The organism is Aeromonas sp. OTU364 (assembly GCF_038440395.1).
In the GTDB taxonomy this organism is placed as follows: Bacteria; Pseudomonadota; Gammaproteobacteria; order Enterobacterales; family Aeromonadaceae; genus Aeromonas.
Map to the genome: position 1 here is coordinate 13,265 of NZ_JASATR010000029.1, position 25,850 is coordinate 39,114.

A 25,850-nucleotide genomic window follows, 5' to 3' on the forward strand; every position below is an offset into this window, starting at 1 on the left:
GCAGACGACGCTGAATAAGGACCTTTAGGGGTCCTTTTTCATTGATGGACAAAGATAGACGGCAGATATACCTAAGGATGCGAACCCCATGATCACCGGCAGTCTGGATACCTTGCAACGCACCCCCTTGCCCGCGCCCCTGGCCCGCATCATGGCCGAGGTGGTGAAGAGCCTTGCCCACTGGCGTGAGGCGCCGCTTGGCAAGCAGGACATAGACGGCCTCAAGCTGTTCTGCCTGGTGAGCGAGGCGCTGACCGAGCCGGTCGCGGATCGCCGCGGCGAGTTTCATGAGCAGTATCTGGACATCCAGCTGCTGCTGCGGGGGGAGGAGTGGATCGGCGTCGGGCCCCATGCCTATGTGAGCGACGGCGCCGATCATCCCCACCCCGATCTCTGGTTCGTCGATGACGACCAGACCAGTTATCTGGCGTTGCAGCCCGGCGACTTTGCCATCTTCTGGCCGGGAGAACTGCATCGCCCTCTCTGTACTCTGACCACCACGGGCTTGGTGAAGAAGCTGGTTGTCAAGGTCCACCAGTCGCTGCTGACCTCGGTCTGAGCCGCAGCGCCGGGTGCCCGGGCACCCGCCACGACAGGGCCGCCGCTCGGTCCGTCCCGAATCGATGATTTGACGAGTGTGCCTGCCGAAAGGTCGGTGCCAGAGAGTTTGAAAGGATGAGCGCGCCAGCCCCCGGGTCTGCACCAGATAGTTTGAAAGGATAAGCGCGCCAGGCCCTGGGTCGGCGCCAGACAGTTTGAAAAATTGGGCGCACTTTCCTGCGACCATAACGCCCCCGGCAGGGGAATCCCATCCATGTTGGATGACACGACACTGTCGGCATAAAGCCGAAGCACAGGAAGATGTAGAACATGAGCAAGTTGGTATTGATCCTTAACTGCGGTAGCTCTTCCCTGAAATTTGCCGTAATGGACGCCGAAACAGGTGAGGACATGCTGTCCGGCCTGGCCGAATGCTTCAATCTGGATGACGCACGTATCAAATGGAAACTCCACGGAGTCAAGGGCGAAGCCATGCTGGGCGCCGGTGCCGCGCACCAGGCCGCCCTTGACCACATAGTGGGTCACATCCTGCCCCAGGATCCGACACTCGCCGAGCAACTGGTCGCCATCGGCCATCGCATCGTGCACGGTGGCGAGCAGTTCTCCCGCTCCGTGCGCATCGATGATGGCGTCATCGCCGGCATCGAGGCCGCCATTCCGTTCGCCCCCCTGCACAACCCGGCGCACCTCATCGGCATCCGCGCCGCCCTCAAGGTCTTCCCGGCCCTGGCCGAGAAGAACGTGGCCGTGTTCGACACCGCCTTCCACCAGACCTTGCCGCAGGAAGCCTACCTCTACGCGCTGCCCTACAAGCTCTATCAGGAGAACGGCATCCGTCGTTACGGCGCCCATGGCACCTCCCACCGCTTCATCGCCGAAGAGACCGCCAAGGCGCTGGGCAAGCCGCTGTCCGAGCTCAACATCATCAACTGCCATCTGGGCAACGGTGCCTCCGTCTGCGCCATCCGAAACGGCGAGTCCGTCGATACCTCCATGGGCCTGACCCCGCTGGAAGGGCTGGCGATGGGCACCCGCTCTGGCGACATCGATCCCGCGGTGGTCTTCTTCATGCACGACCAGCTCGGCTACAGCGTGGACGAGATCAACCAGGTGCTGACCCGCGAGTCCGGTCTGCTGGGCATGACCGAAGCGAGCAGCGACTGCCGCTACGTCACCAGCAACTACGCCACCGACGCCGGCGCCAAGCGGGCGCTGGATGTCTTCACCTACCGGGTGGCCAAGTATGTCGGGGCCTATGCCGCCGCCATGGACGGTCGTCTGGACGCCCTGGTGTTCACCGGTGGCATCGGTGAAAACGCCGCCATGGTGCGCGAGATGGTGCTGGCGCGGCTGGCCCTGTTCGGCTTCAAGATCGACAAGGAGGCCAACAACGCCGCCGTGCTGGGGGGTGAAGGCCCCATCACCGCCGAAGGCAGCCGCCTGGCCCTGGTGATGCCCACCAACGAGGAGCTGGTCATCGCCCGCGATGCCCTGAGCCTGGTCGGTTAAGGCCACCTCCCTGCGAATCAACGCCCGGCCTCTGCCGGGCGTTGTCGTTTCGGGGCTCGTTGAGCAAGCTGTCATTTGACATGGGGGGCCAGATACGTACCCTGACCGCAGTTTCACGTCGCAGAGGTAGAGATGAAGGAGATATTTTTCAACTGGTTGTCCGGTCTCGGGGTAGAGGTCACCGCCATGATGGCGCTGGTGATCGCCCTGGGCTTCATCGTGCTGACCGGGTTGGCACTGCACCTGGTGCTGCACCGCATCCTGCTGGTGCGCCTGGTGGGGCTGCTTGGCAAGACCAAGCAGGTGTGGCTGCCGCCCCAGTTGCAGCAGCGGCTCTTCTACCGGCTCGCTCTGGTGCTGCAGGGGGCCGTGCTGCTCGGTCAGGCGGAGATCTGGCTGCCCAGGGAGTCCGACAGCCTGCAGCTTATCGAGATGCTGGCCCAGCTCTGGATCCTGCTGTTCCTGCTGCTCGCCCTGTTTGCCCTGCTCGACTGCCTGCTGTCGGTGAGCCGCCATACCCGGCTCGGACGGGATCTGCCCCTGCGCGGCATCTTCCAGGGGGTGAAACTGGTGGCCAGCATCCTGGTCGGCATCCTGATGATAGCCCTGCTGCTCGGCAAGTCGCCGCTCTTCCTGTTCAGCGGCCTGGGGGCCATGACAGCGGTGCTGATGCTGGTGTTCAAGGACCCCATCCTCGGTCTGGTGGCCGGGATCCAGCTCTCCGCCAACCGCATGCTGAGCGTCGGTGACTGGCTGCAGATGGACAAGTACGGCGCCGATGGCGAGGTGACCGACATCGGTCTCACCACGGTCAAGGTGTCGAACTGGGACAAGACCATCACCACCATTCCCACCTATGCCCTCATCTCCGACTCCTTCAAGAACTGGCAGGGGATGACGGAATCCGGTGGCAGGCGCATCAAGCGCAGCGTCAACATCGACATGACCAGCGTGCGCTTCCTGACCGCCGAGGAGCAGTTGCAGCTCAAGCAGGCCAGGTTGCTGGCCCCCTATCTCAGCCGCAAGGAGCAGGAGCTGAGCAGCTACAACCAGCAGCTGAGCGACGCCATCAGCTGTCCCATCAATGGCCGTCACCTCACCAACCTCGGCACCCTGCGCGCCTATCTGGATGCCTACCTGCGTGCCCACTCCGGCATTCGCAAGGACATGACCCTGATGGTGCGCCAGCTGGCACCGACTTCCGATGGCCTGCCCCTGGAGATCTACTGCTTCACCGCGACCACCGCCTGGGCCGATTACGAAGGGATCCAGGCCGATATATTCGACCATATATTCGCCATTATCGGGCAATTTCATCTGCGGTTGCATCAATCTCCAACCGGTTATGACATGCACGCCTGGAAGAACGGGTGATTTGATTCTTGTTGCAGGATGAGGCCAGGGGAAAACGCCATATTAATCATCGACCCGTCACCACGTGTCGGTTGAAATTTGCGGTGCAGAGGAGAAAAATGGCGGCCTTCTCTTCGCCCCGGGCGCGCAAGCCGCTCCTGGCCTGGCCAGAGTCCTGAATCACCCCAATATCACAGGAAAGTTATGAAGCTCCTCCACAACACGGCGGCTGCACTGTGCTGCAGCCTGCTCCTGACCGCCACGCCCGTGCTTGCCGTCGAATATGCCCTGCCTGCGGCCAACAGCCGCCTGGTGGGCGAGAACCTGGAATACGTGGTGCCGGCCGAAGAGGCGGGCCAGCCCCTGGAAGCGGCCGCGGCCAAGTTCCAGCTGGGATTGACCAACATGCTGGAAGCCAACCCCAAGGCGGACCCCCTGCTGCTGCAGGCGGGCGAGAAGCTGGTGGTGCCGCACCAGCTGATCCTGCCGGATGCCCCCCGCGAGGGCATAGTGCTGAACGTCGCCGAGATGCGTCTCTACTACTACCCCAAAGGCAAGAAGGTGGTGGAAGTGCTGCCCATCGGCATCGGCCAGCTCGGCACCGACACCCCGGAAGACTGGGTGACCAGCGTGCAGCGCAAGAAGGCGGGCCCGACCTGGACCCCGACCGCCAAGATGCACGCCGAGTACGCCGCCCGTGGCGAGACCCTGCCTGCGGTCTGGCCGGCCGGCCCGGACAACCCCATGGGGCTGTTTGCGCTCTACATCGGCAAGATGTACGCCATCCACGGCACCAATGCCCAGTTCGGCATCGGCCTGCGGGTGAGCCACGGCTGCGTGCGGCTGCGCAACGACGACATCGAGTATCTGTTCAAGCAGGTACCGGTCGGCACCCGCGTCCAGTTCGTGAACCAGCCGATCAAGGCCTCGGTCGAGCCGGATGGTCGTCGCTATCTGGAAGTGCACCAGCCCCTCTCCCGCAGCCAGGAGGAGTTCAACTCCAGCCTGCCGGCACCCTTGCCCATGTCCACTGCGGTGACCCGTTTCATCGCCCACGCGGACAGCGACTCCCAGCTGGTCAAGCAGGCCCTGGAGCAGCGCAGCGGCATGCCCATCGCCATCAACCGCTGATCCGGTTGTCCTCGATGTCGAGCCCCGGCCAAGGTCGGGGCTTTTTTATGATGGGTAAAGGAAGGGGCTGCCCGGGTAAGTCCTTGCACCATCGGGATAAAATCCGGCCTAACCGCTCTTGATTGGTTACTTGATTAGGTGTGAAACGTTTTCTCTGTGTTTTTTATTTGTTAAAAGTGGTTGTGATCAGGCGATCTGCTGATTAATCTAGGCCGGTTTTTTAAGGAAGAGCCCGTCGCGAGAACGGGTACAAGAGTCACATAACGGAGTTTTGAATGACAGCTAGCACCCCAATGCTCATCACCTTTCTGGTGTACATCCTGGGTATGGTCCTGATCGGTTTTATCGCCTATCGCGCCACCCGTAACTTTGACGACTACATTCTCGGCGGCCGCCGCATGGGGAGCTGGGTGACCGCCCTCTCCGCCGGGGCCTCCGACATGAGCGGCTGGCTCCTGATGGGCCTGCCTGGCGCCGTCTTCATCGGCGGCATCTCCGAGAGCTGGATCGCCATCGGCCTCACCATAGGTGCCTACTTCAACTGGCGCTGGGTGGCCGGTCGGCTGCGGGTTCACACCGAGAAGAACCGCAACGCCCTGACCCTGCCGGACTACTTCACCTACCGTTTCGAGGACAAGAGCCGGGTGCTGCGCATCCTCTCCGCCCTGGTGATCCTGCTGTTCTTCACCATCTACTGCGCCTCCGGCGTGGTGGCCGGTGCCCGCCTGTTCGAGAGCACCTTCGGCATGAGCTATGACACCGCCCTCTGGGTCGGTGCCGCGGCCACCATCACCTACACCTTCTTCGGCGGCTTCCTCGCGGTGAGCTGGACAGATACGGTGCAGGCCACCCTGATGATCTTCGCCCTGATCCTGACCCCGGTGTTCGTCATCATCGCGGTCGGCGGTATCGACACCGCCATGGTGCAGGTGGCGGCGCAGAACGCCAGCAACCTCGACATGTTCAAGAACCTGGACTTCATCGCCATCATCTCCCTGATGGCCTGGGGCCTGGGGTACTTCGGCCAGCCGCACATACTGGCGCGCTTCATGGCGGCGGACTCCCACCACTCCATGGCCAGCGCCCGTCGCATCAGCATGACCTGGATGGTGTTCTGCCTCGGCGGCGCCGTGGCCATCGGCTTCTTCGGCCTCTCCTACTTCTCCACCTTCACCGAGCAGGCCGCCGGCGTCACCGGCAACCCGGAGCGCGTTTTCATCGAGCTCTCCAAGATACTGTTCAACCCCTGGATTGCCGGCGTGCTGCTCTCCGCCATCCTGGCGGCGGTGATGAGCACCCTGAGCTGTCAGTTGCTGGTCTGCTCCAGCGCCATCACCGAGGATCTCTACAAGCCCTTCCTGCGCAAGAATGCCTCCCAGAAAGAGCTGGTGTGGGTCGGCCGCGCCATGGTGCTGGTGATCTCTCTCATCGCCATCGCCGTGGCCGTGAACCCGGAGAACCGGGTGCTGGGGCTGGTGAGCTACGCCTGGGCCGGCTTCGGTGCCGCCTTCGGTCCCGTGGTGCTGCTCTCGGTGCTCTGGTCCCGCATGACCCGCAACGGCGCCCTGGCCGGCATGCTGGCCGGTGCCCTGACCGTCATCGTCTGGAAACAGTTCGGCTGGCTGGGTCTGTATGAGATCATCCCGGGCTTCGTCTTCGCCACCCTGGCCATAGTGGTGTTCAGCCTGCTGGACAAGGCCCCCTCCAAGGCGATGCTGGATCGCTTCGACGAGGCCGAGCGCGAGTTCCAGGCTCCCCCTGTCTCGGCTGAGCCGGTCATGGTGAGATAAATCACGCACGCTGAATAAAAAAAGCCCCGCAACTGCGGGGCTTTTTCATGGGCGGGGCGGCTTATTGGCCGCTGACGCGGCACTGCAGGGCGGCTTGGTCATAGCGTTCCAGCCTGGCTTCGTTCCTCTTGGTCAGCAGCGTGAGATTCTGCCCCTCGTAACGGGCGCCGCTGGCGCTGGGGGCTTCGAAGGCGAGCACCTGCGACTGCTGCGCTCCCTCGCTCAGGTTGATCACGGCGGCGGGCCGCTTGGCCTCGTTGTAGAAGTAGGTCGAGAGCCGGATCCCGCCGTCGCACTGGTAGTCGACCGGGCTTGGCACCCTCAGCTGGCCCCCCTTTATCTGCAGCTCTGTGATGCGCAGCTGGTAGCTCTCCTCCACGCATTGGCGCGAGTCGCTCTCTTTCCAGCACTCGTTGCGCCCCTTGATCCAGCCGCGCTGAATCGCCTTCTCCGTCTTCTGCTGCTCGGCCGACAGCTGGCTCAGCGCCTTGGGGTAGAGGGCGGCGAGTTCGTTATCCAGCACCGCCAGCCCGGCGTCCTGGCAGACAAGCTGCTCGGCCGCACTGTGGGCCTTGGCACAATCAAAGGAAGGGGTGGCGGCACTGGCCAGCAGCGGCATCAAGGCGAGGGTGCCCAGCAACATCTTGGTCATCGAAAAGGCTCCAGCAAGAGGGGATTCCCACTTACTACAGCACAAGGGCGCCGGGCCGCCGAGGACTTTTTCACCCCAGGCTCCCTTGCCCACCTCTTTGGGCAGCGCTGCCGACAACAATGGTCATCAGGATCGCCGCCGCGCCAGCCGCTGTGCATCACTGCGGGCCGCGGCGGCGGTGCGGCCCAGCCAGCGCTGTCGCTCCCGCTCGCTGGCGGTATGGACAGGCCCCAGATGCTGGCGATGGGTCAGCCGGATGCCGCACAGCCCGAGCACCGGCTTGGCGAGGGTGCGCTCGACGGGGGAGCCCAGCCACCAGCGGTAGTACCAGACAGGGCTGTCCATGGTGAGCAGCAGGCGCGCCGTCTTGCCGGCGAGCAGGCGCTCGGGAAGCGCCTTGCCTTCCTGATAGCGAAAGGCAAACCCCGAGAGCAGCACCCTGTCCAGCAACCCCTTGAGCCGGGCCGGCAGGTGGCCCCACCAGAGGGGGGCGACGATCACCAGATGGTGGGCCTGCTTCAGGCTCTGCTGCAATGCCTGCAGATCGGGCTCGAGGGGCTGCACCTCGTCATAGCCATGGTGCAGATCCGGCTCGAAGGCGAGCTCCCCCACGTGGTGCAGGGTGACCTCTGCGCCGCCCTCCTCGGCGCTACGGGCATACTCCCTGGCCAGGGCATGGCAGAGGCTGTCGGGTTTGGGGTTGCCGTTGATGATAAGCAGCTTGGGTGTCATGGTGTGGCTCCTGATGAAGTGAGCCCCCATTACACCCCTTGTCCCATGGGACAGAGTCAAGCCACCTTGTGCGTCCGTCCTGCAAGCCCTTGCTCAACCTGTGGGAGCGGCTCGTTCTGGCCGGGGGCGCCATAGCGGCAGGGGTGCTGCGCCAGCAGGGCGGCGCACTGGCTCAAGGCCTGGTGCTGGCGTTGCAGCCTGGCCACGTCGGCCTCGATCTGCGCCAGTTTGCCCGCGATAAGCTGCTCCACCTTCTGCCAGGGAAACTCGGCGAGGCTGGTGAGGCCTGCCAGCAAGGGAACCAGCTCCCCCAGCTTGCAGCCGAGTCGCTGGGCCTCGCGGATAAAGCCGACCCACTCCAGATCCTCGGCCCGGTAGACGCGATACTTGCCGAGCCGCCTGGGCTCGGGCAGCAACCCGAGCTGCTCGTAGAGACGGACAGCCTTGGGTGTGGTGCCCGCCAGCCGGGCAAATTCGCCGATATACATCTTGCTGCTCGCAAAGGTTGTTCGAATAGGGGCTCACTATAGGCCAGTGGCAGGGGGGAATGCATCCCTACGGGGCAGGGACGAGCAATCGGCGCAGGGGCGGGATATGGCCTGGTTGACCCGTAATGGGGCCATCACGGGGGTAGATGGGCTGGTGATAGCCACTCTAAGGGAAAGTGCGGTGATCTACGGAAAACTCATAAATCCAGCTTATGGTGCTCCCGGCGAGCCAGACATTCCCACAAGTCGGCCGATATGGGTTGCAAGGGGATCCTCCGAGTCTGAAGGATTGTGGCGAATATCTCTTTTTGTAGGTCTGATTAGCGAAGGGTAATCAGACGATCGCGGCAGAATGATCGTTGGGAGGGGCTTGATTATTATCCGGCCACCTGTGTGATGTTGTTATTCGCGACGGTTAGAATACGCTTCACTATTCAATCCTGCGGGGGGAATAGCATAAGCCAGACACCAGTTTTAGGCTGGTATCTGGTAATAACTATATTTTTGCATGCATATTAAATGTCGATCTCTAATTGACAGCTAGACCTTACCTTATTAATAAAAACCCCTAAGCTAGGAGACATTTCTTGATTGAACGTATTTTTCCAATCTTGCTCCCAGTTATCGCTTAAAGAAAACATCCTTTTATTGGTTTTAATATTTACAACTTTACTGCAAAGCCATGGTTGATTTAGCACTCTGGTATCTCTTAACGCTCTAGATACATTGTTTGAAAACTTTGGCTTATTAGATGGCGCCAGGTACTTGTTTATTACTAAGGTCATATCTGCACCTGTTGATGTAGGGACTCCCTTTACAGCCTGTATTATTATCGCCATGAAAATCAAAGGAATATACTCAGTGCCAACTAATGACAAAGTGCTTATGTTTTTAGGAACTATTGATAGGATTACTTTTTCTATGTTGACTATTTTTCCATCAATAACCTTGATCTCATCCCAAAGCACTTCGCTAGTTTTTCTCCACGCCGCAGCGGAGCCTTTTCTTTCTGGTATTTGCTCAATAATATCTCTGTCTTTCAAGCGGAGAAATACAGATTTCATTTTATTTTCACTTTTTATTCCTGTGATTTCTCGACCGATTCTATTAGTTATCTCCTCATGTTCTCGCAGATAGTCAATGACTAACTCCTCTGGTGAAGCAAGAGATTGGTGATATATAAATACTAGAACTGAATCTTCAGTCTCAACTATTTCAGGAGCTTTCAATCTTAATAGATTCATTGCTCTGAAAGCAGTATTCAATCCCTCTCCTACATCTTTATTCGGCGGCTCTGGAAATTTGTTTATTAATCTAACTAGAGTTGGATTTCTTGCGCTTTGAGTATCCAATATATTTTTTGTTGTAACATGCCCCGGTAATTTCCCTGGACTTTCAATTTCGACTCTATTATCAAAAATACGAATCTGAACATCAGCCGCAATGCTGTAATCCCTATGCAATACAGCATTGGTTATTATTTCATGTATTGTTTCATGTGGGTATGTAATCGAAACAAGACTCTTATCGCCTAACCGTTTAATATTTTCAATTATTTTCTTTGTCTTATCTACCGCTTGGTAAATTAAGCTATAGGCATCACCTTCAACTGTTAATGGGACTCCATCTAGAAACTCCCTGCCAATATCTTCTTCGCGAGTTTTATATCGCATTATTTTAATACTGCATCTTTTGGCTAAGTGTATGGCTGGTTCATCACAAAAAAGAAGTACTCCTACAACCTTAGCTTGCCCATCGCGCACAAGCTCCTGATTTTCTAAATACTTTATGGGTTCTGAATGCGGGATTATATTTATCATGAAATTAGTGATGGATTTACTTTCTTTTAATTTTCTTATATTAAGTTCTATCCATTCATCTTCGAAGGTAAATATACCTTTGTCAAACTTTAACTTAGCGATATCCTCATCTTTTTCTATCTTAATTTTCCCTGCATTTTGTCTTACAAAAATCTCCCCTTTTGTAGACTTAACAATGTGTTTAACCTTCTTTACGATAATGTGTAGAACATACCCTATTTTATCCTCACAGCTTAAATATTCAAATGTAAGGTGGTTTCCAAAAGGATGAGCATTGAAAAGGACATGAACAACATCATTTGCAGCCTCTTGATCAGCATAGCCATTCCATCGTCTTAATCCTGCTATAGAGTCCTCTTCGATACCAAGATATATATCCCCACCACCTGAGTTTGCAAAAGCAGATACAGTTTCAGATAGTTTTGCTGGTTTTATTTCTTTAGCCTTTACATCAGTAAGATAGCCTTCCTCGATATTTATGATGTTTTCCGCTTGGTTATCATCAATTTCAAATGTCTTAATCATCTTTTAATTAATCCTTTGGTTGAGTTATTTTTTAATCCATTATTTACGATCCCATTGCTAATGATGGAGAATCATTAATTAGTAAGTAATGACCACCGACTCTGCACTGCGCTTTGCCTCACCGTGATAAACCGCTTCGATATTATTGCCGTCCGGATCGAGCACAAAGGCGGCGTAGTAGCCGGGGTGATAATTGCGCTCGCCGGGGGCGCCGTTATCCTGGCCGCCGTGGGCGAGCGCCGCCTGGTAGAAGCGATCCACCATGGCCCTGTCTTGCGCTTGGAAGGCGAGATGGTGGCGGCCGGTCAATGCCCCCAGCGCCGCCGGGCTGTCGATGGCGGTGACAAACAGCTCGTCTGCCCAGAAGTAACCCTCACCCGCGCCCCCCATGGGAATATCGAGTGCGGCTAGAGTGGCTGTGTAAAAGCGCTCGCTGGCAGCAAGATCCTGCACCACCAGCTGAATGTGGTCGATCAGCCGACCCCGATGCAGCGTTTGCGTTTCCATGCACAGCCTCCACTCAGAAATTTTTGGACAAGAAACAGCTCTGTTTGCTGGCTACCGTTTTTGGGCAAGCTACCGCCCCTGAATGTCAGCTTCCAGTGTGCTGCTATTTAGCTGCGCTTGAGGGCTGGCGTGGCTCATGGGTGACTCCAACGAGGCATATATTGCCATTCGGGTATGTTAGCGGGGGGAGCGCTGAGGGGAAGGGCAGGGTGATGGATTTTCGGGCGGGCTCAAAGAATGAGTCGGTATGGCAAGGGATGCGTCGGCGATCCGGGTCTGCAAGAGGGGGCTATGCCCCCTCATTGGGCTCATGGGGCCGGTTGCCTTTTAGGCCAGCACCAGGGGTTGGCGGCTGTTATGGCAGCTCGTGAAGGGGAAGGGCTGTCCGCCCTTCCTTACGCCAGCGCCAGTTGCTGGCGGGCGCGCCACAGCCGCTCGTGGAAGAAGAAGACGACTGTGTTGATGGCAGGTTCGATCAGTGCCATCACGCCGCCGGTGAGCAGCTCGCCGCTCAGCAGGTAGGCGACGGCGAAGGCCACCGAGAAGTGCACCAGGGCGAAGCTGCTGGTCTTGGCCTGCAGGCTGTGATCGGGCTTGAGCTTGTGCCAGCCAAGGTCGTGGAAGTAGAAGGCGACGGTGTTGACGGCGGGCTCGATCAGGGCGATCAGGCTGGCGGTGAGCAGTTCGCCGGTCAGCAGATAAGCCACGGTGAAGGCGACACTGAAGTGCAGAATGGCGAAGCTGATGGTCTTTTTCATGATGGTGTCTCCTCTGGCGATGAAGGCAGTATCACCCAGAATCACATTAAATGAAAACCATTCTCATCTATCAGCTAAATAGAAAAAGCCTATCGACCGAGGTCGAAGCCACCAGATTGGGGACTTGCCTGGGGCCATGGCTGCGCTAGAGTGTGCCTTTTGCCATGAAAAAGGAGCTTTCATGACCATCAACTCCACCCTGTTTGGGCTGTTTATTCTGCTGCTGATGATCCTTGTCGGCGTCGTGGCCTGGCGACTGGCCCGGCGCAAGAGCCGTCACCCCGTGCTTGTCACCGTCCTGTGCGTGCTGCTCTGCCTGGTACCGCCCTTCGCCCTGCTGGCGCTGCTCATTCTGGCGCTCTGGCGAGATATGCCCGTCAGGGCCTGAGGCAAGCGGCGTCATCCCGGCAACGGCAGAGAGAGAAAAGCCCCTTTCGGGGCTTTGTCATGTTTGCGGTCGGTAAGGGGTTCAGTCGGCTGCCTTGTTGAGCCACTCCACCCTGTACTGGGCACCGGCGCCCTGGGCCAGCCTGGCGCACAGGGGTTTGAGGAAGGCTTCGATCTGCTCGTCCAGCATCCAGGGGGGGCTGACGATCAGCATGCCGGAGCCGTTCATGCCCCAATCGGCAGTCTGGCCGGCCACTTCGAGCTCAGCCACCAGGACGTTGCCGAAGTTTTCCCGCTTGATCGCCTTGAGCATGTCGCGGGACTTGTCCGCCTCCTGGCCGAGGATGGGATACCAGAGGGCGTAGATGCCGGTGGCCCAGCGCTTTTGCGCTTTTTTAAGGGTGTCGACCACGGCGAAGTAATCTTCTTTCAGCTCATAGGGAGGGTCGATGAGCACCAGGCCACGGCGCGGGGTGGGCGGCAGCAGGGCCACCAGCCCCTCGAAACCGTCGCGATGGTGGACGGCGACGCGGGGGTCGTACCCCATGTTGGCGCGAAGATCCTCCACCTCGTTGTTGTGCAGCTCCATCAGCGCCAGCTTGTCCTGATCGCGGGCGAGACGGCGCGACAGCTCCGGCGAACCCGGGTAGTAGTGCAGCTGACCATCGCTATTCATCTCTTCGATGACGCCAAGATAGGGGGCCATGGCGGACCATTGGGCCCGCTCGTCCCACAGGCGGCCGATGCCGTCGGCGTATTCCGCCTTCTTCTGGGACCAGTCACCGCGCAGGTCGTAGAGACCGCCGCCGGCATGGGTGTCCAGCACGATGAAGGGCTTCTCCTTCTTCTTGAGGGACTCGATGATCAGGGCCTGGACGGCGTGTTTCAGCACGTCGGCATGGTTGCCGGCGTGAAAGGCGTGGCGATAGCTCAGCATATTAGGTCTCTGAGGGGGCCCTGCTGGGCACCCAGTAACGATAGATAGTTCAACAGGTTGTGGCTCTTGCCACGAAACAGGGAGAGGCCGCGCAGGGTCTGCAGCAGGACCCCTTGTTGCAGCCGCTCCAGCTCCAGCTCGTGGGCCAGCATGGCCTGGTACTCCTCCTCGGCCAGCCGTGCCTTGGCTTGCTGGCGCAGGGTGCGCCAGGGGAGCAGCACGGCCTCGGTCTGGACCAGGGCCGGTTGCAGATCGGTGAGGTCGACCGGGATGCCGAGCAAGTCCAGATGATGCAGCAGGAGCGCCAGGTTGACGTTGCCCCCCTGGCTCTGCACCTCGAGCCAGTCCTGGCTGCGCTGGCCATAGACCTTGCCGCTCCAGTGCCAGAAGCCGAGCGGCGTCGGCAGCTCGTGCACGGCGACCCGCTCGCTTGCCATCAGCTGTTCGTCACGCAAAGAAGGCCTGCTCCATGGTTTCCAGCTCCTCAGAGAGGCTCATCCACTCCAGCTCCACCTCTTCCAGCTGCTCCTTGAGGGGGCCCTGGGACTTGAGCAGCTCGGAGAGCTTGCCCTTGGCGCTCTCTTCGTAGATGGCGGGATCGGCCAGCTGGCTCTCGATGTCGCCAAGCTTGCCCTGCAGCTTCTCCATGCTGGCCTCGAGTTTCTCCAGCTTCTGGCGCAGGGGCCGGGTCTGCTGGCGGAACTGGGCCTCGAGCCGCTTCTGATCCTTGCGTGCCACCGCCGAGTTGGCGGAGACGGGGCCGTCCACCGGCTTGGCGTTGGCCTCTTTCTCCTGCTCGCCGAGCCACTTGTGGTAGTCGTCCAGATCGCCGTCGAACGGCTCGACCCGGCCACCGTGGACCAGGTAGAAGTCATCCGTGGTGGTGCGCAGCAGGTGACGGTCGTGAGAGACCACCACCATGGCGCCCTCGAAGCCTTGCAGCGCCATGGTGAGGGCGTGGCGCATCTCCAGATCCAGGTGGTTGGTCGGTTCATCCAGCAGCAGCAGGTTCGGCTTTTGCCAGGTGATGAGGGCCAGCACCAGCCGCGCCTTCTCGCCGCCGGAGAAGGGGGCCACCTTGTCCAGCGCCTTGTCGCCGTGGAAGCCGAAGCTGCCGAGGTAGTTGCGCAGCTCCTGCTCGGACTTGTCCGGGGCGAGGCGAGCCAGGTGATCGAGGGGGGTGTCGTCCAGGCGCAGGGTTTCGAGCTGATGCTGGGCGAAGTAGCCGATGCTGACCCCGGCGCTTACCTCCAGCTTGCCGGAGAGCGGCGCATTGGAGCCCGACAGCATCTTGATGAAGGTGGACTTGCCGGCGCCGTTGCGACCCAGCAGGCCGATGCGCGAGCCCGGCACCAGGTTCATCTTTATCTTCTCCAGGATCACCTTGTCACCGTAACCGGCGCACAGGTTCTCCATGGCGATGAGGGGGGTCGGCAGGGCCGAGGGCTCGCGAAACTCGAAGCTGAACTCGGAGTCGGCGTGGGCGGGCAGGATCTTCTCCATCCGCTCCATGGCTTTCAACCGGCTCTGGGCCTGGCGCGCCTTGGAGGCCTTGTAGCGGAAGCGGTCCACATAGGCCTGCATGTGGGACATCTCCCGCTGCTGCTTCTCGTACATGGATTGCTGCTGGGCCAGCTGCTCGGCGCGCTGCAGTTCGAAGTCGGAGTAGCCGCCGGTATATTCGTTGAGCTTGCCGTTCTCGATGTGGATGATGCGGTTGATGACCGAATCGAGGAAGTCGCGGTCGTGCGAAATCAGCACCAGCGTGCCCTGATAGCCCTTGAGCCACTTCTCCAGCCAGATGACGGCGTCGAGATCCAGGTGGTTGGTCGGTTCATCGAGCAGCAGCAGATCGGAGCGGCACAGCAGGGCCTGGGCCAGGTTCAGGCGCATGCGCCAGCCACCGGAGAAGCTCCTTACCGGCGAGTCGAGCTGATCGCCACCAAAGCCCAGCCCGTGCAGCAGCTCGGCGGCGCGGGCACGGATGCTGTAGGCGCCTATGGTGTCGAGCCTGCCGTGCAGCTCGGCCACCAGGAGGCCATTGTCATCCATCTCGGCCTGGGCCAGCTGGGCTTCGAGGGCGCGGAACTCCTTGTCGCCATCGACCACGTACTCCAGCGCGGAGCAGTCCAGCGCCGGGGTCTCCTGGGCCACACCGGCAATCTGCCAGCCGGCGGGCAGGCTGAAGCTGCCGTTGTCGATGGCCAGCTCGCCCCGCACCAGCGCAAAGAAGGTGGACTTGCCACAGCCGTTCTTGCCCACCAGGCCCACCTTGTGGCCGGGGTGTATGGTGGCGGACGCGTTGTCCAGCAGCGTGCGGCCGCCGCGGATCAGTTCGATTTGACTGGCAACTATCATGGATGGATCTGCTTGGCTCAATGAAGGGGAGAAACTGGCGCGGATCTTACGTGAAATGACTCGGATTTGCACTTGAGGCAGGGGGACATGGCTGGCTGCGGCAAGAAAAACGTGCCATAACAGAGACATCTGTCAGGGGGCAGGAGGCTTCCATGTTGATTAAAGAGATCATGACGACCCGGGTTGCGACCGTTTCCATGGATGACAGGCTGAGTGTCATCAAGGCGATCTTCGAGCAGGCCCACTTTCGCCACCTGCTGGTGCTGGAAGATGACGTGCTGGTGGGAGTCATCTCGGACCGGGATCTGCTGCGCGCCCTCAGTCCCTATCTCGACACGGATGCCGAGATGAACCGCGACACCGAGACCCTCAACCGGCGAGCCCATCAGATCATGAGTCGCCACCCCATCACCATCTCTCCCGACTCGTCCTTGCCGGAAGCCGCGGCCATCATGCTGGAGCAGCATGTCTCCTGCCTGCCGGTACTGGAAAACGGCGCCCTGGTCGGCATCGTCAGCTGGAAAGACCTGCTTCGCGTCATGCGGGACTGGCAACCTGTCTGAGGCGTTCCTGGGAGCGACTGGATCCCGCTTCGCCAGGTTTTCATTGACTCTTCCTCGATACAAACGTCTGCCATGTAGATGTATGGCATTTCTGTTGTTCTGATATTTTCATTTTTGTGGTTTAAAATTCCACATTAACCTGTGTTTGTGACACTTAGTGTCGCTACAAACGGGATAAATAGAGTATTTCTAATTAATCGACCCCAGCTTCAGTTCCCATCAAGGTTCGCAGATCTACCCTAGGTCATCGGAAATGAACCCGATTCAAAATGACAACGACCGAGCACAGGTCTGGTTTACACCTCAGAGGAACGAACAATGAAAAAGACAGCATTGACGATGGCCATCTCCAGCCTGCTGCTGGCCGGTGGTGCACAAGCTTCTACCGTTTACAACCAGGATGGTACCAAGCTTGACATCGGTGGCCGTGTTCAAGGCATGTACTACGGTAGCGACAACGACGACGAGAGTGGCGATCAGAGCTACCTGCGTCTGCGCATCGGTGGTGAGACCCGCATCAACGAAGAGACCGTCGCCAACGGCTTCGTCGAGTACAACGTACCGACCAACAGCTCCGACAACGAGCTGCGTTATGCCTACGTTGGCATCAAGAACGATCGTTTCGGCGCCTTCAGCTACGGTCGTCAGGACGGTCTGATTGCCAAGGCCGTCAACGATTACACCGACGTTCTGCCGGAGTGGGGCGGAGATGGCCTGGGCAAGGGTACCGAAGTGTTCGGTACCGGTCGTACCAACGGCCTGGCTCAGTACCTCTACACCTTCGACGGCCTGGTGCTGGGTGCCCAGTTCACCGGTGAGAACGAAGCGCAGAACGAGAGCGCGTCCAGCTGGACCAGGGGCTCCGAAGAGGGTTACGCCCTGTCTGCCAACTACAACTTCGACATGGGCATCAGCCTGGGTCTGGCCTATAACCAGGCTGGCAAGACTGCCGATCAGGCTGCCAACGCCAACTTCGGTGGCAGCGAAGACGCCAAGCTGACCGCAGTCGGTATCAAGTACAACGCCAACAACCTGTACGCTGCCGCGACCTACGCCTACGGCGAAAATCACGTCTATGTGAACCAGGCTGGCAACGACGGTTATGCCTCCGAGAGCAACGGTTACGAAGCCGTGGTTCAGTACACTTGGGGTCAATGGAAGCCGTCCCTGGCGTATAACCGCCTGGACGTGAAAGATTCCGACCAGAACCTGGATGACACCCTGACCGAGTACGTGTCCATCGGTGCCTGGTACAACATCAACGACAACTTCGATGTCTACGTTGATTACAAGGCCAACCTGCTGAACAGCGACGGCACTGACGGGTACAACAAGTTTGGCCAGAACACCGACGACGTCGTTGGCGTGGCCATGCAGTACCACTTCTAAGTCGTTCCCTGACTGCCTACTGTATTTTTTGACCGGCCGCCTCGCGGCCGGTTTTTTTATGGGCGCAACACCAGACGTGCCCTTTCTCGGCCATCAGGCCAATCCCGGGTTCAGCATTCTCCTCTGCTGGTCGATAACTCTCTTTGTCGGGCCGATGGAGATGAGAGCTGCTGGCATGGGGCTGTGGGGTGAGGATCACGCCCCGCGGTCAAGATCCTATCTTTTCTCGACCCTTTTCATTATTTCTATAGAGACTTGCGTTGCTCCTGCCGGGGGAATGCGGGTCTGGTTGGCATGCTGGCGCCCCTCTGGCGGGGCGGCACTCGGAAAACGGACGTAAGGGCTTTATATGGCGAGCATATTGGATTCAGTGGATCAACGTACCCAGCTGGTAGGGGAGAATCGCCTGGAGTTGCTGATGTTCCGGTTGGGATCCCAGCAGCTGTTTGCGATCAACGTCTTCAAGGTGCGGGAGGTGGTGAAGCTGCCCCATCTCAACAAGATGCCGGGCTCCCATCACAACATCAGCGGGGTGGCGAACATCCGCGGCGTCTCCATTCCCGTCATCAACCTGCGCGGTGCCATCGGCATGCGTCCCATGGCGGTCGACAACGAATCCAACCTCATCATCACCGAATACAACCGCACCATTCAGGGATTCCTGGTGGGGCAGGTGGCCCACATCGTCAACATGACCTGGAAGGACATACTGCCGCCCCCCCGTTCGGCGGGTCGCGCCAACTACCTCACCGCCATCACCCGCATCCCGGAGGGCGGGGTCGACCAGATTGTCGAAATCATCGACGTGGAGAAGGTGCTGGCGGAGATCATCACCTATGACATCCGCATCTCGGCAGAAGTGCTGGACAAGGAGATCCTGCCCCAGATGCAGGGGCGCCGGGTGCTCATCGTCGATGACTCCAGCACGGCACGCAATCAGGTGCGCGAGACCCTCGCCCAGCTCGGCCTCGAGGTGATCGAGTGCCAGGATGGGCTGCAGGCGCTCAAGCTGCTCAAGGGGTGGTGCGATGCGGGCAAGAAGGTGACCGACGAGATCATGCTGATGATAACGGACGCCGAGATGCCGGAGATGGATGGCTACCGCCTGACCCACGAGGTGCGCAGCGATCCGCGCATGGCCGATCTCTTCATCACCCTCAATACCTCACTGAGCGGCAACTTCAACGAGGCCATGGTCAAGAAGGTGGGATGTGACCGCTTCATCTCCAAGTTCCAGCCTGATCTGCTGGTCGGGGTCACCCAGGAGCGGATGCGCCAGATCCTGGGGGTTTGAACCCGACTCAAGGGCTTATCGCCTCAAGCCAGCCCGATAACAGAACACCCGCCTTGGCGGGTGTTCTGTTTTGGCGGGCAGGGGGCCAATGCCGTCCCCCTGGGTCACTGGGTCAGCAGGGGCTCGATAAAGCGGGCGACCCGGTCGCGGATCTGGGGCTGCGCCGCCGCCGTGGGGTGGAGCCCATCGTTCATCATGAGTTCAGGGCTCAGCACAATATCATCGATAAAGAAGGGCATCAGCGGCAGGTCATTGGCCTGCGCCAGCTCCGGGAAGATCTGCTCGAACTGCTGCAGGTAGCGGGCGCCATAGTTGCGGGGCAGCTGGATCTGGGTCAGCACCGTCTTCGCCTGGCTGGCCTTGGCCAGCTCCACCATCTTGGTGAGGTTGGCCCGGGTGATGGCGGGGGCGAAGCCGCGCAGGCCATCGTTGCCACCCAGCTCGATCAGTACCCAGTCAGGCTTGTGCTCCTCGAGCAGGGCGGGCAGGCGAGCCAGCCCCCCCTGGGTGGTTTCACCACTGATGCTGGCGTTGATGAGCCTGTGCTCGCCACCCTGCTGCTGCCACTTCTCATTGAGCAGGGCAGGCCAGCTCTGTTCGGCCTGCATCTGGTAGCCGGCACTCAGGCTGTCCCCCAGTACCAGCAGGGTTTGCGCCTGGACCGATGAGATCCAGCAACACAGGCAACTCAAGACGAACAAGACACGGGTCATGCATTCAACTCCCAGGATCTATTGTCATTACAGGTTAAGGCAAACAGGAAACGCATCATGAGTTCAACGCCCATTATCACCGTCAGGGGGCTCGGCAAAACCGTTCGCCTCGGCCAGGAAAGTCTCACCATCCTTGAAGGGATCGATCTGCAAGTCAATACCGGCGAGACGCTGGCCCTGGTCGGCGCCTCCGGATCCGGCAAGTCCACCCTGCTCGGCCTGCTGGCCGGACTCGACCTGCCGAGCAGCGGCGAGATAGAGATCCTGGGCCAGTCCCTGACCCGGCTGGACGAGGAGGGGCGGGCCAGATTGCGTGCCGAGCAGGTGGGGTTCGTGTTCCAGTCCTTCCTGCTGCTGCCCACCCTGAGCGCCCTGGAGAACGTCATGCTGCCGGCCGAGCTGCGCGGCGAGACCGACTGTGAGCCCAGGGCCCGCGAGCTGCTCACCCAGGTCGGGCTGGCCGAGCGGCTGCACCACCTGCCGCCGCGCCTGTCCGGGGGGGAACAGCAGCGGGTCGCCATCGCCCGGGCCTTTATGACCCGCCCCAGCCTGCTGCTGGCGGACGAGCCGACCGGCAACCTCGACAGCAAGACGGGGGAGACGGTGATCGAGCTGCTGTTTCGTCTCAACCGCGAGCACAACACCACACTAGTGGTGGTGACCCACGATCATGAGCTGGCCCAGCGCTGCCAGCGGCAGCTGGTGATGGCGGCGGGACGGCTGGAGGCGGATGCGCCAGCATCCGAAGCCACCTTGGCTCCCCGTGTCAGGGAGCTGTCATGAGTCAATGGAAGAAACGGGAATCCAAGCTGCTGCGCCGGGAAGGATTCAACGGGGAGCTGTGGTTCTGGCTGGTGCTGGCGCCGGCGATGGGGAGCAAGTCATGAGTCAATGGAGACTGGGTTTCAAGCAGCTGCGGCGGGAAGGGTTCAGCGGGGAGCTGTGGTTCTGGCTTGTGCTGGCGCCGGCGATGGGGAGCAAGTCATGAGTCAATGGAGACTGGGTTTCAAGCTGCTGCGCCGGGAAGGATTCAGCGGGGAACTGCGCTGGTTCGTGCTGGCGCTGGCCCTGAGCGTGGCCTGCGTGCTGAGCGTGGCTCTGGTGGCGGATCGGCTGGATGCGGGGCTCAAGGCCTCGGGCCGCGACTTCATCGGGGCGGATCGGGTGCTGCGCTCCGCCACCCCGGCGCCCGAGGCCTGGCTCGCCCAGGCGAAGCTGGAGGGGCTCCTCGTCCAGACCACGGTCAGCTTCAACAGCATGCTGTTTCATGGCGACGGCCTGCAGCTGGCGTCCATTCGCGCCGTGCCGAGCGATTTCCCCTTCTATGGCAAGCTGGAGCTGATGCCCCAGCGTGCCCCTGCGCCCGGCGAGATCTGGCTCTCCGCCCGGGTGATGCAGTTGCTCGGTGCCAAACTCGGGGACGAGCTGGAGGTCGGCAACACCAGATTGACGGTGGCGGGGGAGCTGGGTCAGGAGCCGGATCAGGGCTTCAGCCCCTTCCAGATGGCGCCAAGGGCGCTGATCCACAGCGCCGATATCGAGGCGACCGGCGCCCTCTTGCCGGGCAGCCGCCAGCAGTGGCGCTATCTCATCAAGGGGCCCCGGGAGGGGGTCGCCCGCTATGAGCGCTGGCTCAAGCCCAAGCTGACGGCGGGGCAGAAGCTGATCAAGCCCGACGATCAAGGTTCCCAGGTCGGCAAGTCCCTGGCCAATGCCGAGCGCTTCTTCCGCCTGGCGTCCCTGGCCGGCGTGCTGCTGGGGGCCCTGGCCATGGGCATAGCGGTGCGCCACTTCGCCGAGCGCCAGACCAACATGGTGGCGCTGCTCAAGACGCTGGGGGCGTCGCGGCGTACCCTCTGGCAGCTGATGGGGACGCTCCTCGCCTCCCTGACCCTGATAGGTGCCATGATCGGCCTGGTGGCGGGGAGCGCCATGCAGTGGCTGACGCTGCAACTGCTGGGGGATCTGCTGCCAGCTGATCTGCCGCCGCCCTCCTGGCGCCCCTTTGCTCTGGGTCTGGCGGTCGCCTTCTTCATCACCCTGCTGCTGGCCTTCATCCCCTTCCTGCGCCTGCTCAAGGTGCCGCCGCTGCGGGTGCTGCGCCGGGAGCTGGAGGCGGGCATTCCCCCCTGGCTGACGGTGCCCGTGGGGCTGCTCGGTCTGTTCGCCCTGGTCTGGGGCTTTACCGCCGATGTCAGGCTGGCGCTTGGTCTCATCGGGGGCATGGGGCTGCTGATGGTGCTGCTGGCGCTGCTGGCCTCCGGGCTGCTGCGACTCGGTGGTCGGCTCAAGGGGCCCCATGCCCTGCGTCTGGCCATCAGTCACCTCTCCCGCGAGCGCGGCAGCGGCCTGTTCCAGCTGGCGGGCTTTGCCCTGGCGCTCATGCTGTTCGGGCTCTTGTGGGCGGCGCGGGTCGATCTGCTGGATGATTTTTCCGCCCGTCTGCCCGCGGATGCCCCCAACCGCTTCCTGGTCAATGTGGCCGACGGGGAGCGCGACGGCATACTGGCGGATCTGCACAAGGCCGGGGCCATCACCTCGGACTTCTACCCCATGGTGCGCGGGCGTCTGACCCGGATCGCCGGTCAGGCGGTGGGTGAGGATGCGGCCCGGGAAGGGGTGAACCGCGAGCTCAACTTCACCACCACGGCGACCCTGCCTCCCGACAACCAGGTCACCTCGGGCCAGTGGCTCGGCGGCAAGGGAGAGGTTTCCGTCGACGAGGTGCTGGCGGGCCAGCTCGGCATCGCCCTGGGGGACGCCCTCAGCTTCACCATAGAGGGACGCAGCTTCGAGGCCAGGGTGACCAGCCTGAGGTCCATCAAGTGGGACAACATGCGGCCGAACTTCTACATGATCTTCTCGCCGGACGTGCTGGCCCCCTTCTCCCAGACCTGGCTTGGCAGCTATCGCCTGCCGCCTGAGGGGCGCAGCGCCGAGGTGGAGCTCATCCGTCGCCACCCCACGGTGAGCCTCATCGACGTGGAGGATCTGATAGGGCGGCTGACCCTGGTCTCGGATCAGGTGAGCCGGGCGCTGGGGCTGATGCTGGGGCTGGTGACGGTGGCCGCCCTGCTGGTGCTGCTGACCCAGACCCAGGCCAGCATGGCCCATCGGCGTCGGGAGCTGCTATTGATGCGCACCCTGGGGGCGGGCAGCAAACTGCTGGAGAAGATGCTGCGCTGGGAGCTGGTGGCGAGCGGCGCCCTGGCGGGGCTCTGCGCCGCCATGGTGGTGGAGCTCTGCTCCTTTGGCCTGCAGTGGTGGTGGTTCGATGGCCAGTGGCAGTTCCACTGGGCCATCTGGGCTGGCCTGCCCTTGCTGGGGGCCCTGCTGGTGACCCTGGCCGGTCAGGGCATGCGCCGTCAGCTGCTGGCAGGCACCCTGAGCGACCGGCTAAGAGGCCTGGGGCAGGGGCTGCTCTGACGGCCGCTGGCGAGGTGCCAATAGTAACAATCCCGACCCAGGTCGGGATTTTTCATGGTGGTTTCAGCGCGGGGGCTGCAGCAGGTTGCCGAGTGCCTCGGGGAGGGCCGGATAGGTGAAGTGGAACCCCGCCTCCTGCAGGCGTGCGGGCAGGATCTGCTGGCCGGTGAGCAGCAGATCCGCTGCCTCGCCCATCAGCAGCCGAAGCACCCGGGCTGGCACGAAGAAGAGGTGCGGGCGATGCAGCGTGCTGGCCAGGGTCTGGCTGAACTGGCGATTGCTGACCGGCTGCGGGGCCGTGCCATTGAAGATCCCCTCGCACTCGTCGTGCTCGAGGAGAAACAGCATGGCCCGCACCAGATCCTGCACGTGGATCCAGCTCATCATCTGGGTGCCCGGGCCCATGGGGCCACCGAGCCCCAGGCGATAGGGGGGCAGCATCCTGGGCAGGGCGCCCCCATCGGTGCCAAGTACCAGGCCGATGCGCACTATGCAGACCCGGGTCTGGGGGCTGCGAGCCTGCAGGGCCAGCTGCTCCCATCGCTGGCAGAGGCGGTGGGTGAACTCGTCGTGGGGATGGTGGCAGCGCTCGTCCAGGGGCTCATCCCCCTGGCGGCCATACCAGCCGATGGCGGAGGCGCTCAGCAGCAATCTGGGGGGCGTGCTGGAGAGCTTGACGAGATCCACCAGTTGCTCGGTCAGCAGCCAGCGGCTGTTGCACAGCAACTGCTTGCGGGATTCGCTCCAGCGGCCACTGGCGATGGGCTCCCCGGCCAGGTTGATGACGATGTCCACGTCGTTGAGGTGATCCAGCCGGTCCAGGTTGTCCAGCAGAGTGACGTCGTGACCGAGCAGCTCATAGGCCCGGCTACCCTGGCGGGTCAGCACCACCACCTCGTGCGCCACCTTGAGGTGTGCCACCAGGCGGCGGCCGATAAAGCCCGTTCCCCCCGTGATCAGTATCTTCATGTGCTGCCTCCCTGATGGCTGTTGGCTCTACTCTAGAGGCTGGGCACTGGATGGACAAGCTCCTGTTTTTATGAGCATTATAAATTCATGATGGGGCCGCCTCGCGTGCCTTTCACCAGGGTGCTGGCGCTGGCCCAAGGCATGGGAGCTGAATGGGGAGGGGGACTTGCCTCCCAGAGCGGGTGCCATCTGGATTTCACCCGAGCGCATCATCATTGCTTGCCAAGCGGGCAGCAGCGGGTAAACTCGCCTGCTTTTTCGCCGTGACCATGAGGACGGTTATGCCATTTCGTCGTTTAAGGGTGCGTCAATTCTATGTCCGGCTGGCCTGTGCCCTGCTGGCGGGTCTGCTGCCCATGGTGCTGGGGCTCGCCGTCATCACCTGGCAGACCGCCGCCGGAGTGCAGCAGGATGCGGTGGAGCGGCTGCAACATGCCAGGCTGATGTTCGACCGCACCCTGGACAACGCCCAGCTGGCGGCATCGGCCCTTGCCGGCAGTCTGAACAAGCCCTGCCTCGAGGTGGTTCAGGGGCTGCGGGATCAGGTGGCGACGGTGCCGGATGTGCGCAGCGTCAACCTGGCAGAGGGTACGACCATCTACTGCACCTCACTCTATGGCCCGGTCAGCGGGGAGATCCAGCTGGGCGACTACGTGGGTGGCAAGCTGGATCTCATGAAGGGCAACCCCGTCACTCCGAATCGCCCCCTCATCGTCTACCGGGAGGAGATGGGCAGGTTCAGCGTGCTGGTGGGGATAGACGGCTACTACCTGCTCAACATTCTGGACATGCTGAGCCGCAACTCCCCCCTCGGGCTGGTGGTCGGCGAGGAGATGCTGCTGCGGGACAGCCAGCTCACCGACCGCCTCATCCCGTCGGACAGTCCGGGCTACCTGGAGGAGGCCTCCGGCAAGTATCCGTTCAAGGTGGTGACCAGGGTATCGGTCGATGAATACAGGGCCCACATCTGGGACTACTCCAAGGTCGGCATCATAGTCTACCCCCTGCTGAGCGTGCTGTTCGGGGTGGGGATCTTCTGGCTGATGGGGCGATCGACCTCCCCGACCCAGGAGCTGAAGCGGGCGCTGGATCAGCAGGAGTTCATCCCCTATCTGCAGCCCGTGGTGACGGGGAAGGATGCACACTGGAGCGGCTGCGAGGTGCTGATGCGCTGGCAGCATCCCCGTCAGGGGATGATCTCGCCGGATCGCTTCATTCCGCTGGCGGAAGACAGCGGCCTCATCGTCCCCATGACCCGGCTGCTGATGGCCCAGGTGCGGGAGACCTTTGCCCCCCTGGCGGATCAGTTGCCCAGGGGATTCCACTTCGGTTTCAACATCAGCGCCAGCCACTGCAAGGATCTGAGCCTGCTGGACGACTGCCGGGACTTTATCGACGCCTTCCGGCACAACCCCATCAAGCTAGTGTTGGAGCTGACCGAGCGGGAGCTCATCGTGGCGGACGAGACGACAGACCGGCTGTTTGCCGAACTGCATCAGCTCGGCGTCTTCATCGCCATCGACGACTTCGGTACTGGCCACTCCAGCCTGACCTATCTGCAGGCCTTCCAGGTGGACTTCCTCAAGATCGACAAGAGCTTCGTCGGCATGATTGGCTCGGATGCGCTCTCCAGCCACATCGTCGAGAACGTCATCGATCTGGCGACCCGGCTCGGTCTGCTGCTGGTGGCGGAAGGGGTGGAGAACCAGGTGCAGGCCGATTACCTGAGGGAGCGCCAGGTGGATTTCCAGCAGGGCTACTTCTATGGCAGGCCCATGCCGATGACGGCCTTTGCCAGCCTGCTGCCCACCCAGCAGCCCCCGTCAGCCTGAGGGGCAGCGCCAAGGGGCTCGGTGCCCATGGCTTGCCCGCCTGCTGTTCGCCTGCTGACAAGGGCTGAGAGCGAGGCATAAAAAAACCAGCGACCCGGGTCGCGGGGTTTTTTTGATACCCCGGGGGGGGAGGGGGTGGGGGGGGGGGGGGGGGGG

At 61.1% G+C, this 25,850-nt stretch carries 23 protein-coding genes; 12 read left to right on the plus strand and 11 right to left on the minus strand.

Features of this window, described 5'->3' with window-relative positions; all coding sequences use genetic code 11:
• Positions 1-88: 88 nt before the first annotated feature.
• The 5 genes from AAHB08_RS20225 to putP all read left to right on the plus strand — a co-directional run bounded on the left by AAHB08_RS20225 (position 89) and on the right by putP (position 6,344).
• Positions 89-559, plus strand: coding sequence for a YhcH/YjgK/YiaL family protein (locus tag AAHB08_RS20225; protein ID WP_342059911.1), 471 nt, complete (start codon positions 89-91; stop codon positions 557-559).
• Between the two features lie 311 nt (positions 560-870).
• Positions 871-2,070, plus strand: a complete 1,200-nt coding sequence (locus AAHB08_RS20230) for an acetate kinase (protein ID WP_139435962.1) — start codon at positions 871-873, stop codon at positions 2,068-2,070.
• Between the two features lie 132 nt (positions 2,071-2,202).
• The gene (locus AAHB08_RS20235) at positions 2,203-3,444 is read left to right on the plus strand and encodes a mechanosensitive ion channel family protein (protein WP_265436582.1); all 1,242 of its coding nucleotides are present in this window, start codon (positions 2,203-2,205) and stop codon (positions 3,442-3,444) included.
• A 183-nt stretch (positions 3,445-3,627) separates the two neighbouring features.
• A complete protein-coding gene (locus tag AAHB08_RS20240; RefSeq protein WP_139435966.1) occupies positions 3,628-4,554 on the plus strand; it encodes a L,D-transpeptidase family protein in 927 nt (308 codons plus the stop codon).
• Positions 4,555-4,829: 275 nt separating this feature from the next.
• Positions 4,830-6,344, plus strand: a complete 1,515-nt coding sequence (gene putP / locus AAHB08_RS20245; RefSeq protein ID WP_025325899.1) for a sodium/proline symporter PutP — start codon at positions 4,830-4,832, stop codon at positions 6,342-6,344.
• A 61-nt stretch (positions 6,345-6,405) separates the two neighbouring features.
• Here putP and AAHB08_RS20250 read toward each other — a convergent pair whose 3' ends face one another.
• The 6 genes from AAHB08_RS20250 to AAHB08_RS20275 all read right to left on the minus strand — a co-directional run bounded on the left by AAHB08_RS20250 (position 6,406) and on the right by AAHB08_RS20275 (position 11,826).
• The gene (locus AAHB08_RS20250; protein ID WP_342059912.1) at positions 6,406-6,996 is read right to left on the minus strand and encodes an MliC family protein; all 591 of its coding nucleotides are present in this window, start codon (positions 6,994-6,996) and stop codon (positions 6,406-6,408) included.
• Between the two features lie 126 nt (positions 6,997-7,122).
• Positions 7,123-7,728, minus strand: a complete 606-nt coding sequence (locus AAHB08_RS20255; RefSeq protein ID WP_342059913.1) for an NAD(P)H-dependent oxidoreductase — start codon at positions 7,726-7,728, stop codon at positions 7,123-7,125.
• A gap of 56 nt (positions 7,729-7,784) precedes the next feature.
• Positions 7,785-8,216, minus strand: coding sequence for a MerR family transcriptional regulator (locus AAHB08_RS20260; RefSeq protein ID WP_342059914.1), 432 nt, complete (start codon positions 8,214-8,216; stop codon positions 7,785-7,787).
• Between the two features lie 515 nt (positions 8,217-8,731).
• The gene (locus AAHB08_RS20265) at positions 8,732-10,561 is read right to left on the minus strand and encodes an ATP-binding protein (protein WP_342059915.1); all 1,830 of its coding nucleotides are present in this window, start codon (positions 10,559-10,561) and stop codon (positions 8,732-8,734) included.
• Positions 10,562-10,639: 78 nt separating this feature from the next.
• Positions 10,640-11,068: a VOC family protein gene (locus AAHB08_RS20270; protein ID WP_342059916.1), complete on the minus strand. Its 429-nt coding sequence runs from the start codon at positions 11,066-11,068 to the stop codon at positions 10,640-10,642.
• A 395-nt stretch (positions 11,069-11,463) separates the two neighbouring features.
• Positions 11,464-11,826, minus strand: coding sequence for a DUF2061 domain-containing protein (locus AAHB08_RS20275; protein ID WP_171275529.1), 363 nt, complete (start codon positions 11,824-11,826; stop codon positions 11,464-11,466).
• Positions 11,827-12,007: 181 nt separating this feature from the next.
• Here AAHB08_RS20275 and AAHB08_RS20280 point away from each other — a divergent pair, with 181 nt between their 5' ends.
• Positions 12,008-12,214, plus strand: coding sequence for a hypothetical protein (locus AAHB08_RS20280; RefSeq protein ID WP_218409586.1), 207 nt, complete (start codon positions 12,008-12,010; stop codon positions 12,212-12,214).
• Between the two features lie 81 nt (positions 12,215-12,295).
• Here the strand turns inward: AAHB08_RS20280 and AAHB08_RS20285 are convergent, their stop codons facing one another.
• The 3 genes from AAHB08_RS20285 to AAHB08_RS20295 are packed head-to-tail and all read right to left on the minus strand — an operon-like array spanning position 12,296 to position 15,508.
• Positions 12,296-13,150: a 23S rRNA (adenine(2030)-N(6))-methyltransferase RlmJ gene (locus AAHB08_RS20285; RefSeq protein ID WP_265436575.1), complete on the minus strand. Its 855-nt coding sequence runs from the start codon at positions 13,148-13,150 to the stop codon at positions 12,296-12,298.
• On the minus strand, positions 13,144-13,605 hold the full coding sequence (locus AAHB08_RS20290) for a DUF2390 domain-containing protein (RefSeq protein ID WP_162519175.1): 462 nt from the start codon (positions 13,603-13,605) through the stop codon (positions 13,144-13,146). Before AAHB08_RS20290 ends, AAHB08_RS20285 begins: the two co-directional genes overlap by 7 nt.
• Entirely contained in the window at positions 13,598-15,508 is a 1,911-nt protein-coding gene (locus AAHB08_RS20295) for an ABC transporter ATP-binding protein (RefSeq protein WP_342059917.1), read from the minus strand. The genes AAHB08_RS20290 and AAHB08_RS20295 overlap by 8 nt, the downstream gene beginning before the upstream one ends.
• 152 nt (positions 15,509-15,660) lie before the next feature.
• Here AAHB08_RS20295 and AAHB08_RS20300 point away from each other — a divergent pair, with 152 nt between their 5' ends.
• The 3 genes from AAHB08_RS20300 (at position 15,661) to AAHB08_RS20310 (ending at position 18,754) form a co-directional block, all read left to right on the plus strand.
• A complete protein-coding gene (locus AAHB08_RS20300; protein WP_342059918.1) occupies positions 15,661-16,071 on the plus strand; it encodes a CBS domain-containing protein in 411 nt (136 codons plus the stop codon).
• A gap of 318 nt (positions 16,072-16,389) precedes the next feature.
• A complete protein-coding gene (locus AAHB08_RS20305; RefSeq protein ID WP_202046628.1) occupies positions 16,390-17,460 on the plus strand; it encodes a porin in 1,071 nt (356 codons plus the stop codon).
• A 349-nt stretch (positions 17,461-17,809) separates the two neighbouring features.
• Positions 17,810-18,754 (plus strand): chemotaxis protein CheV, encoded by a 945-nt coding sequence (locus AAHB08_RS20310; RefSeq protein ID WP_319912631.1) that lies wholly within the window; start codon positions 17,810-17,812, stop codon positions 18,752-18,754.
• 104 nt (positions 18,755-18,858) lie between these two features.
• On the opposite strand, the gene AAHB08_RS20315 is transcribed toward AAHB08_RS20310, so the two are convergent.
• Positions 18,859-19,467 carry an arylesterase gene (locus tag AAHB08_RS20315; RefSeq protein ID WP_342059919.1) on the minus strand — a complete coding sequence of 203 codons (609 nt, stop codon included), beginning with the start codon at positions 19,465-19,467 and terminating at the stop codon, positions 18,859-18,861.
• A 57-nt stretch (positions 19,468-19,524) separates the two neighbouring features.
• Between AAHB08_RS20315 and AAHB08_RS20320 the strand changes: the two genes are divergently transcribed.
• Both AAHB08_RS20320 and AAHB08_RS20325 read left to right on the plus strand, forming a co-directional pair.
• Positions 19,525-20,250, plus strand: coding sequence for an ABC transporter ATP-binding protein (locus AAHB08_RS20320; RefSeq protein ID WP_043132953.1), 726 nt, complete (start codon positions 19,525-19,527; stop codon positions 20,248-20,250).
• A 201-nt stretch (positions 20,251-20,451) separates the two neighbouring features.
• Positions 20,452-22,893: an ABC transporter permease gene (locus tag AAHB08_RS20325; RefSeq protein WP_342059920.1), complete on the plus strand. Its 2,442-nt coding sequence runs from the start codon at positions 20,452-20,454 to the stop codon at positions 22,891-22,893.
• Between the two features lie 63 nt (positions 22,894-22,956).
• Here AAHB08_RS20325 and AAHB08_RS20330 read toward each other — a convergent pair whose 3' ends face one another.
• On the minus strand, positions 22,957-23,862 hold the full coding sequence (locus AAHB08_RS20330; RefSeq protein ID WP_139436002.1) for a TIGR01777 family oxidoreductase: 906 nt from the start codon (positions 23,860-23,862) through the stop codon (positions 22,957-22,959).
• A gap of 281 nt (positions 23,863-24,143) precedes the next feature.
• Between AAHB08_RS20330 and AAHB08_RS20335 the strand changes: the two genes are divergently transcribed.
• The gene (locus AAHB08_RS20335) at positions 24,144-25,694 is read left to right on the plus strand and encodes an EAL domain-containing protein (protein WP_342059921.1); all 1,551 of its coding nucleotides are present in this window, start codon (positions 24,144-24,146) and stop codon (positions 25,692-25,694) included.
• Positions 25,695-25,850 lie beyond the last annotated feature (156 nt).

Coding starts and splice junctions, on each gene's coding strand:
- AAHB08_RS20230 (WP_139435962.1), top strand. CDS start 871: ATGAGCAAGTTGGTATTGATCCTTAACTGCGGTAGCTCTTCCCTGAAA.
- AAHB08_RS20315 (WP_342059919.1), bottom strand. CDS start 19,467: ATGACCCGTGTCTTGTTCGTCTTGAGTTGCCTGTGTTGCTGGATCTCA.
- AAHB08_RS20275 (WP_171275529.1), bottom strand. CDS start 11,826: ATGAAAAAGACCATCAGCTTCGCCATTCTGCACTTCAGTGTCGCCTTC.
- AAHB08_RS20280 (WP_218409586.1), top strand. CDS start 12,008: ATGACCATCAACTCCACCCTGTTTGGGCTGTTTATTCTGCTGCTGATG.
- AAHB08_RS20305 (WP_202046628.1), top strand. CDS start 16,390: ATGAAAAAGACAGCATTGACGATGGCCATCTCCAGCCTGCTGCTGGCC.
- AAHB08_RS20325 (WP_342059920.1), top strand. CDS start 20,452: ATGAGTCAATGGAGACTGGGTTTCAAGCTGCTGCGCCGGGAAGGATTC.
- AAHB08_RS20320 (WP_043132953.1), top strand. CDS start 19,525: ATGAGTTCAACGCCCATTATCACCGTCAGGGGGCTCGGCAAAACCGTT.
- AAHB08_RS20235 (WP_265436582.1), top strand. CDS start 2,203: ATGAAGGAGATATTTTTCAACTGGTTGTCCGGTCTCGGGGTAGAGGTC.
- putP (WP_025325899.1), top strand. CDS start 4,830: ATGACAGCTAGCACCCCAATGCTCATCACCTTTCTGGTGTACATCCTG.
- AAHB08_RS20295 (WP_342059917.1), bottom strand. CDS start 15,508: ATGATAGTTGCCAGTCAAATCGAACTGATCCGCGGCGGCCGCACGCTG.
- AAHB08_RS20310 (WP_319912631.1), top strand. CDS start 17,810: ATGGCGAGCATATTGGATTCAGTGGATCAACGTACCCAGCTGGTAGGG.
- AAHB08_RS20255 (WP_342059913.1), bottom strand. CDS start 7,728: ATGACACCCAAGCTGCTTATCATCAACGGCAACCCCAAACCCGACAGC.
- AAHB08_RS20265 (WP_342059915.1), bottom strand. CDS start 10,561: ATGATTAAGACATTTGAAATTGATGATAACCAAGCGGAAAACATCATA.
- AAHB08_RS20260 (WP_342059914.1), bottom strand. CDS start 8,216: ATGTATATCGGCGAATTTGCCCGGCTGGCGGGCACCACACCCAAGGCT.
- AAHB08_RS20225 (WP_342059911.1), top strand. CDS start 89: ATGATCACCGGCAGTCTGGATACCTTGCAACGCACCCCCTTGCCCGCG.
- AAHB08_RS20335 (WP_342059921.1), top strand. CDS start 24,144: ATGCCATTTCGTCGTTTAAGGGTGCGTCAATTCTATGTCCGGCTGGCC.
- AAHB08_RS20250 (WP_342059912.1), bottom strand. CDS start 6,996: ATGACCAAGATGTTGCTGGGCACCCTCGCCTTGATGCCGCTGCTGGCC.
- AAHB08_RS20240 (WP_139435966.1), top strand. CDS start 3,628: ATGAAGCTCCTCCACAACACGGCGGCTGCACTGTGCTGCAGCCTGCTC.
- AAHB08_RS20300 (WP_342059918.1), top strand. CDS start 15,661: ATGTTGATTAAAGAGATCATGACGACCCGGGTTGCGACCGTTTCCATG.
- AAHB08_RS20330 (WP_139436002.1), bottom strand. CDS start 23,862: ATGAAGATACTGATCACGGGGGGAACGGGCTTTATCGGCCGCCGCCTG.
- AAHB08_RS20270 (WP_342059916.1), bottom strand. CDS start 11,068: ATGGAAACGCAAACGCTGCATCGGGGTCGGCTGATCGACCACATTCAG.
- AAHB08_RS20285 (WP_265436575.1), bottom strand. CDS start 13,150: ATGCTGAGCTATCGCCACGCCTTTCACGCCGGCAACCATGCCGACGTG.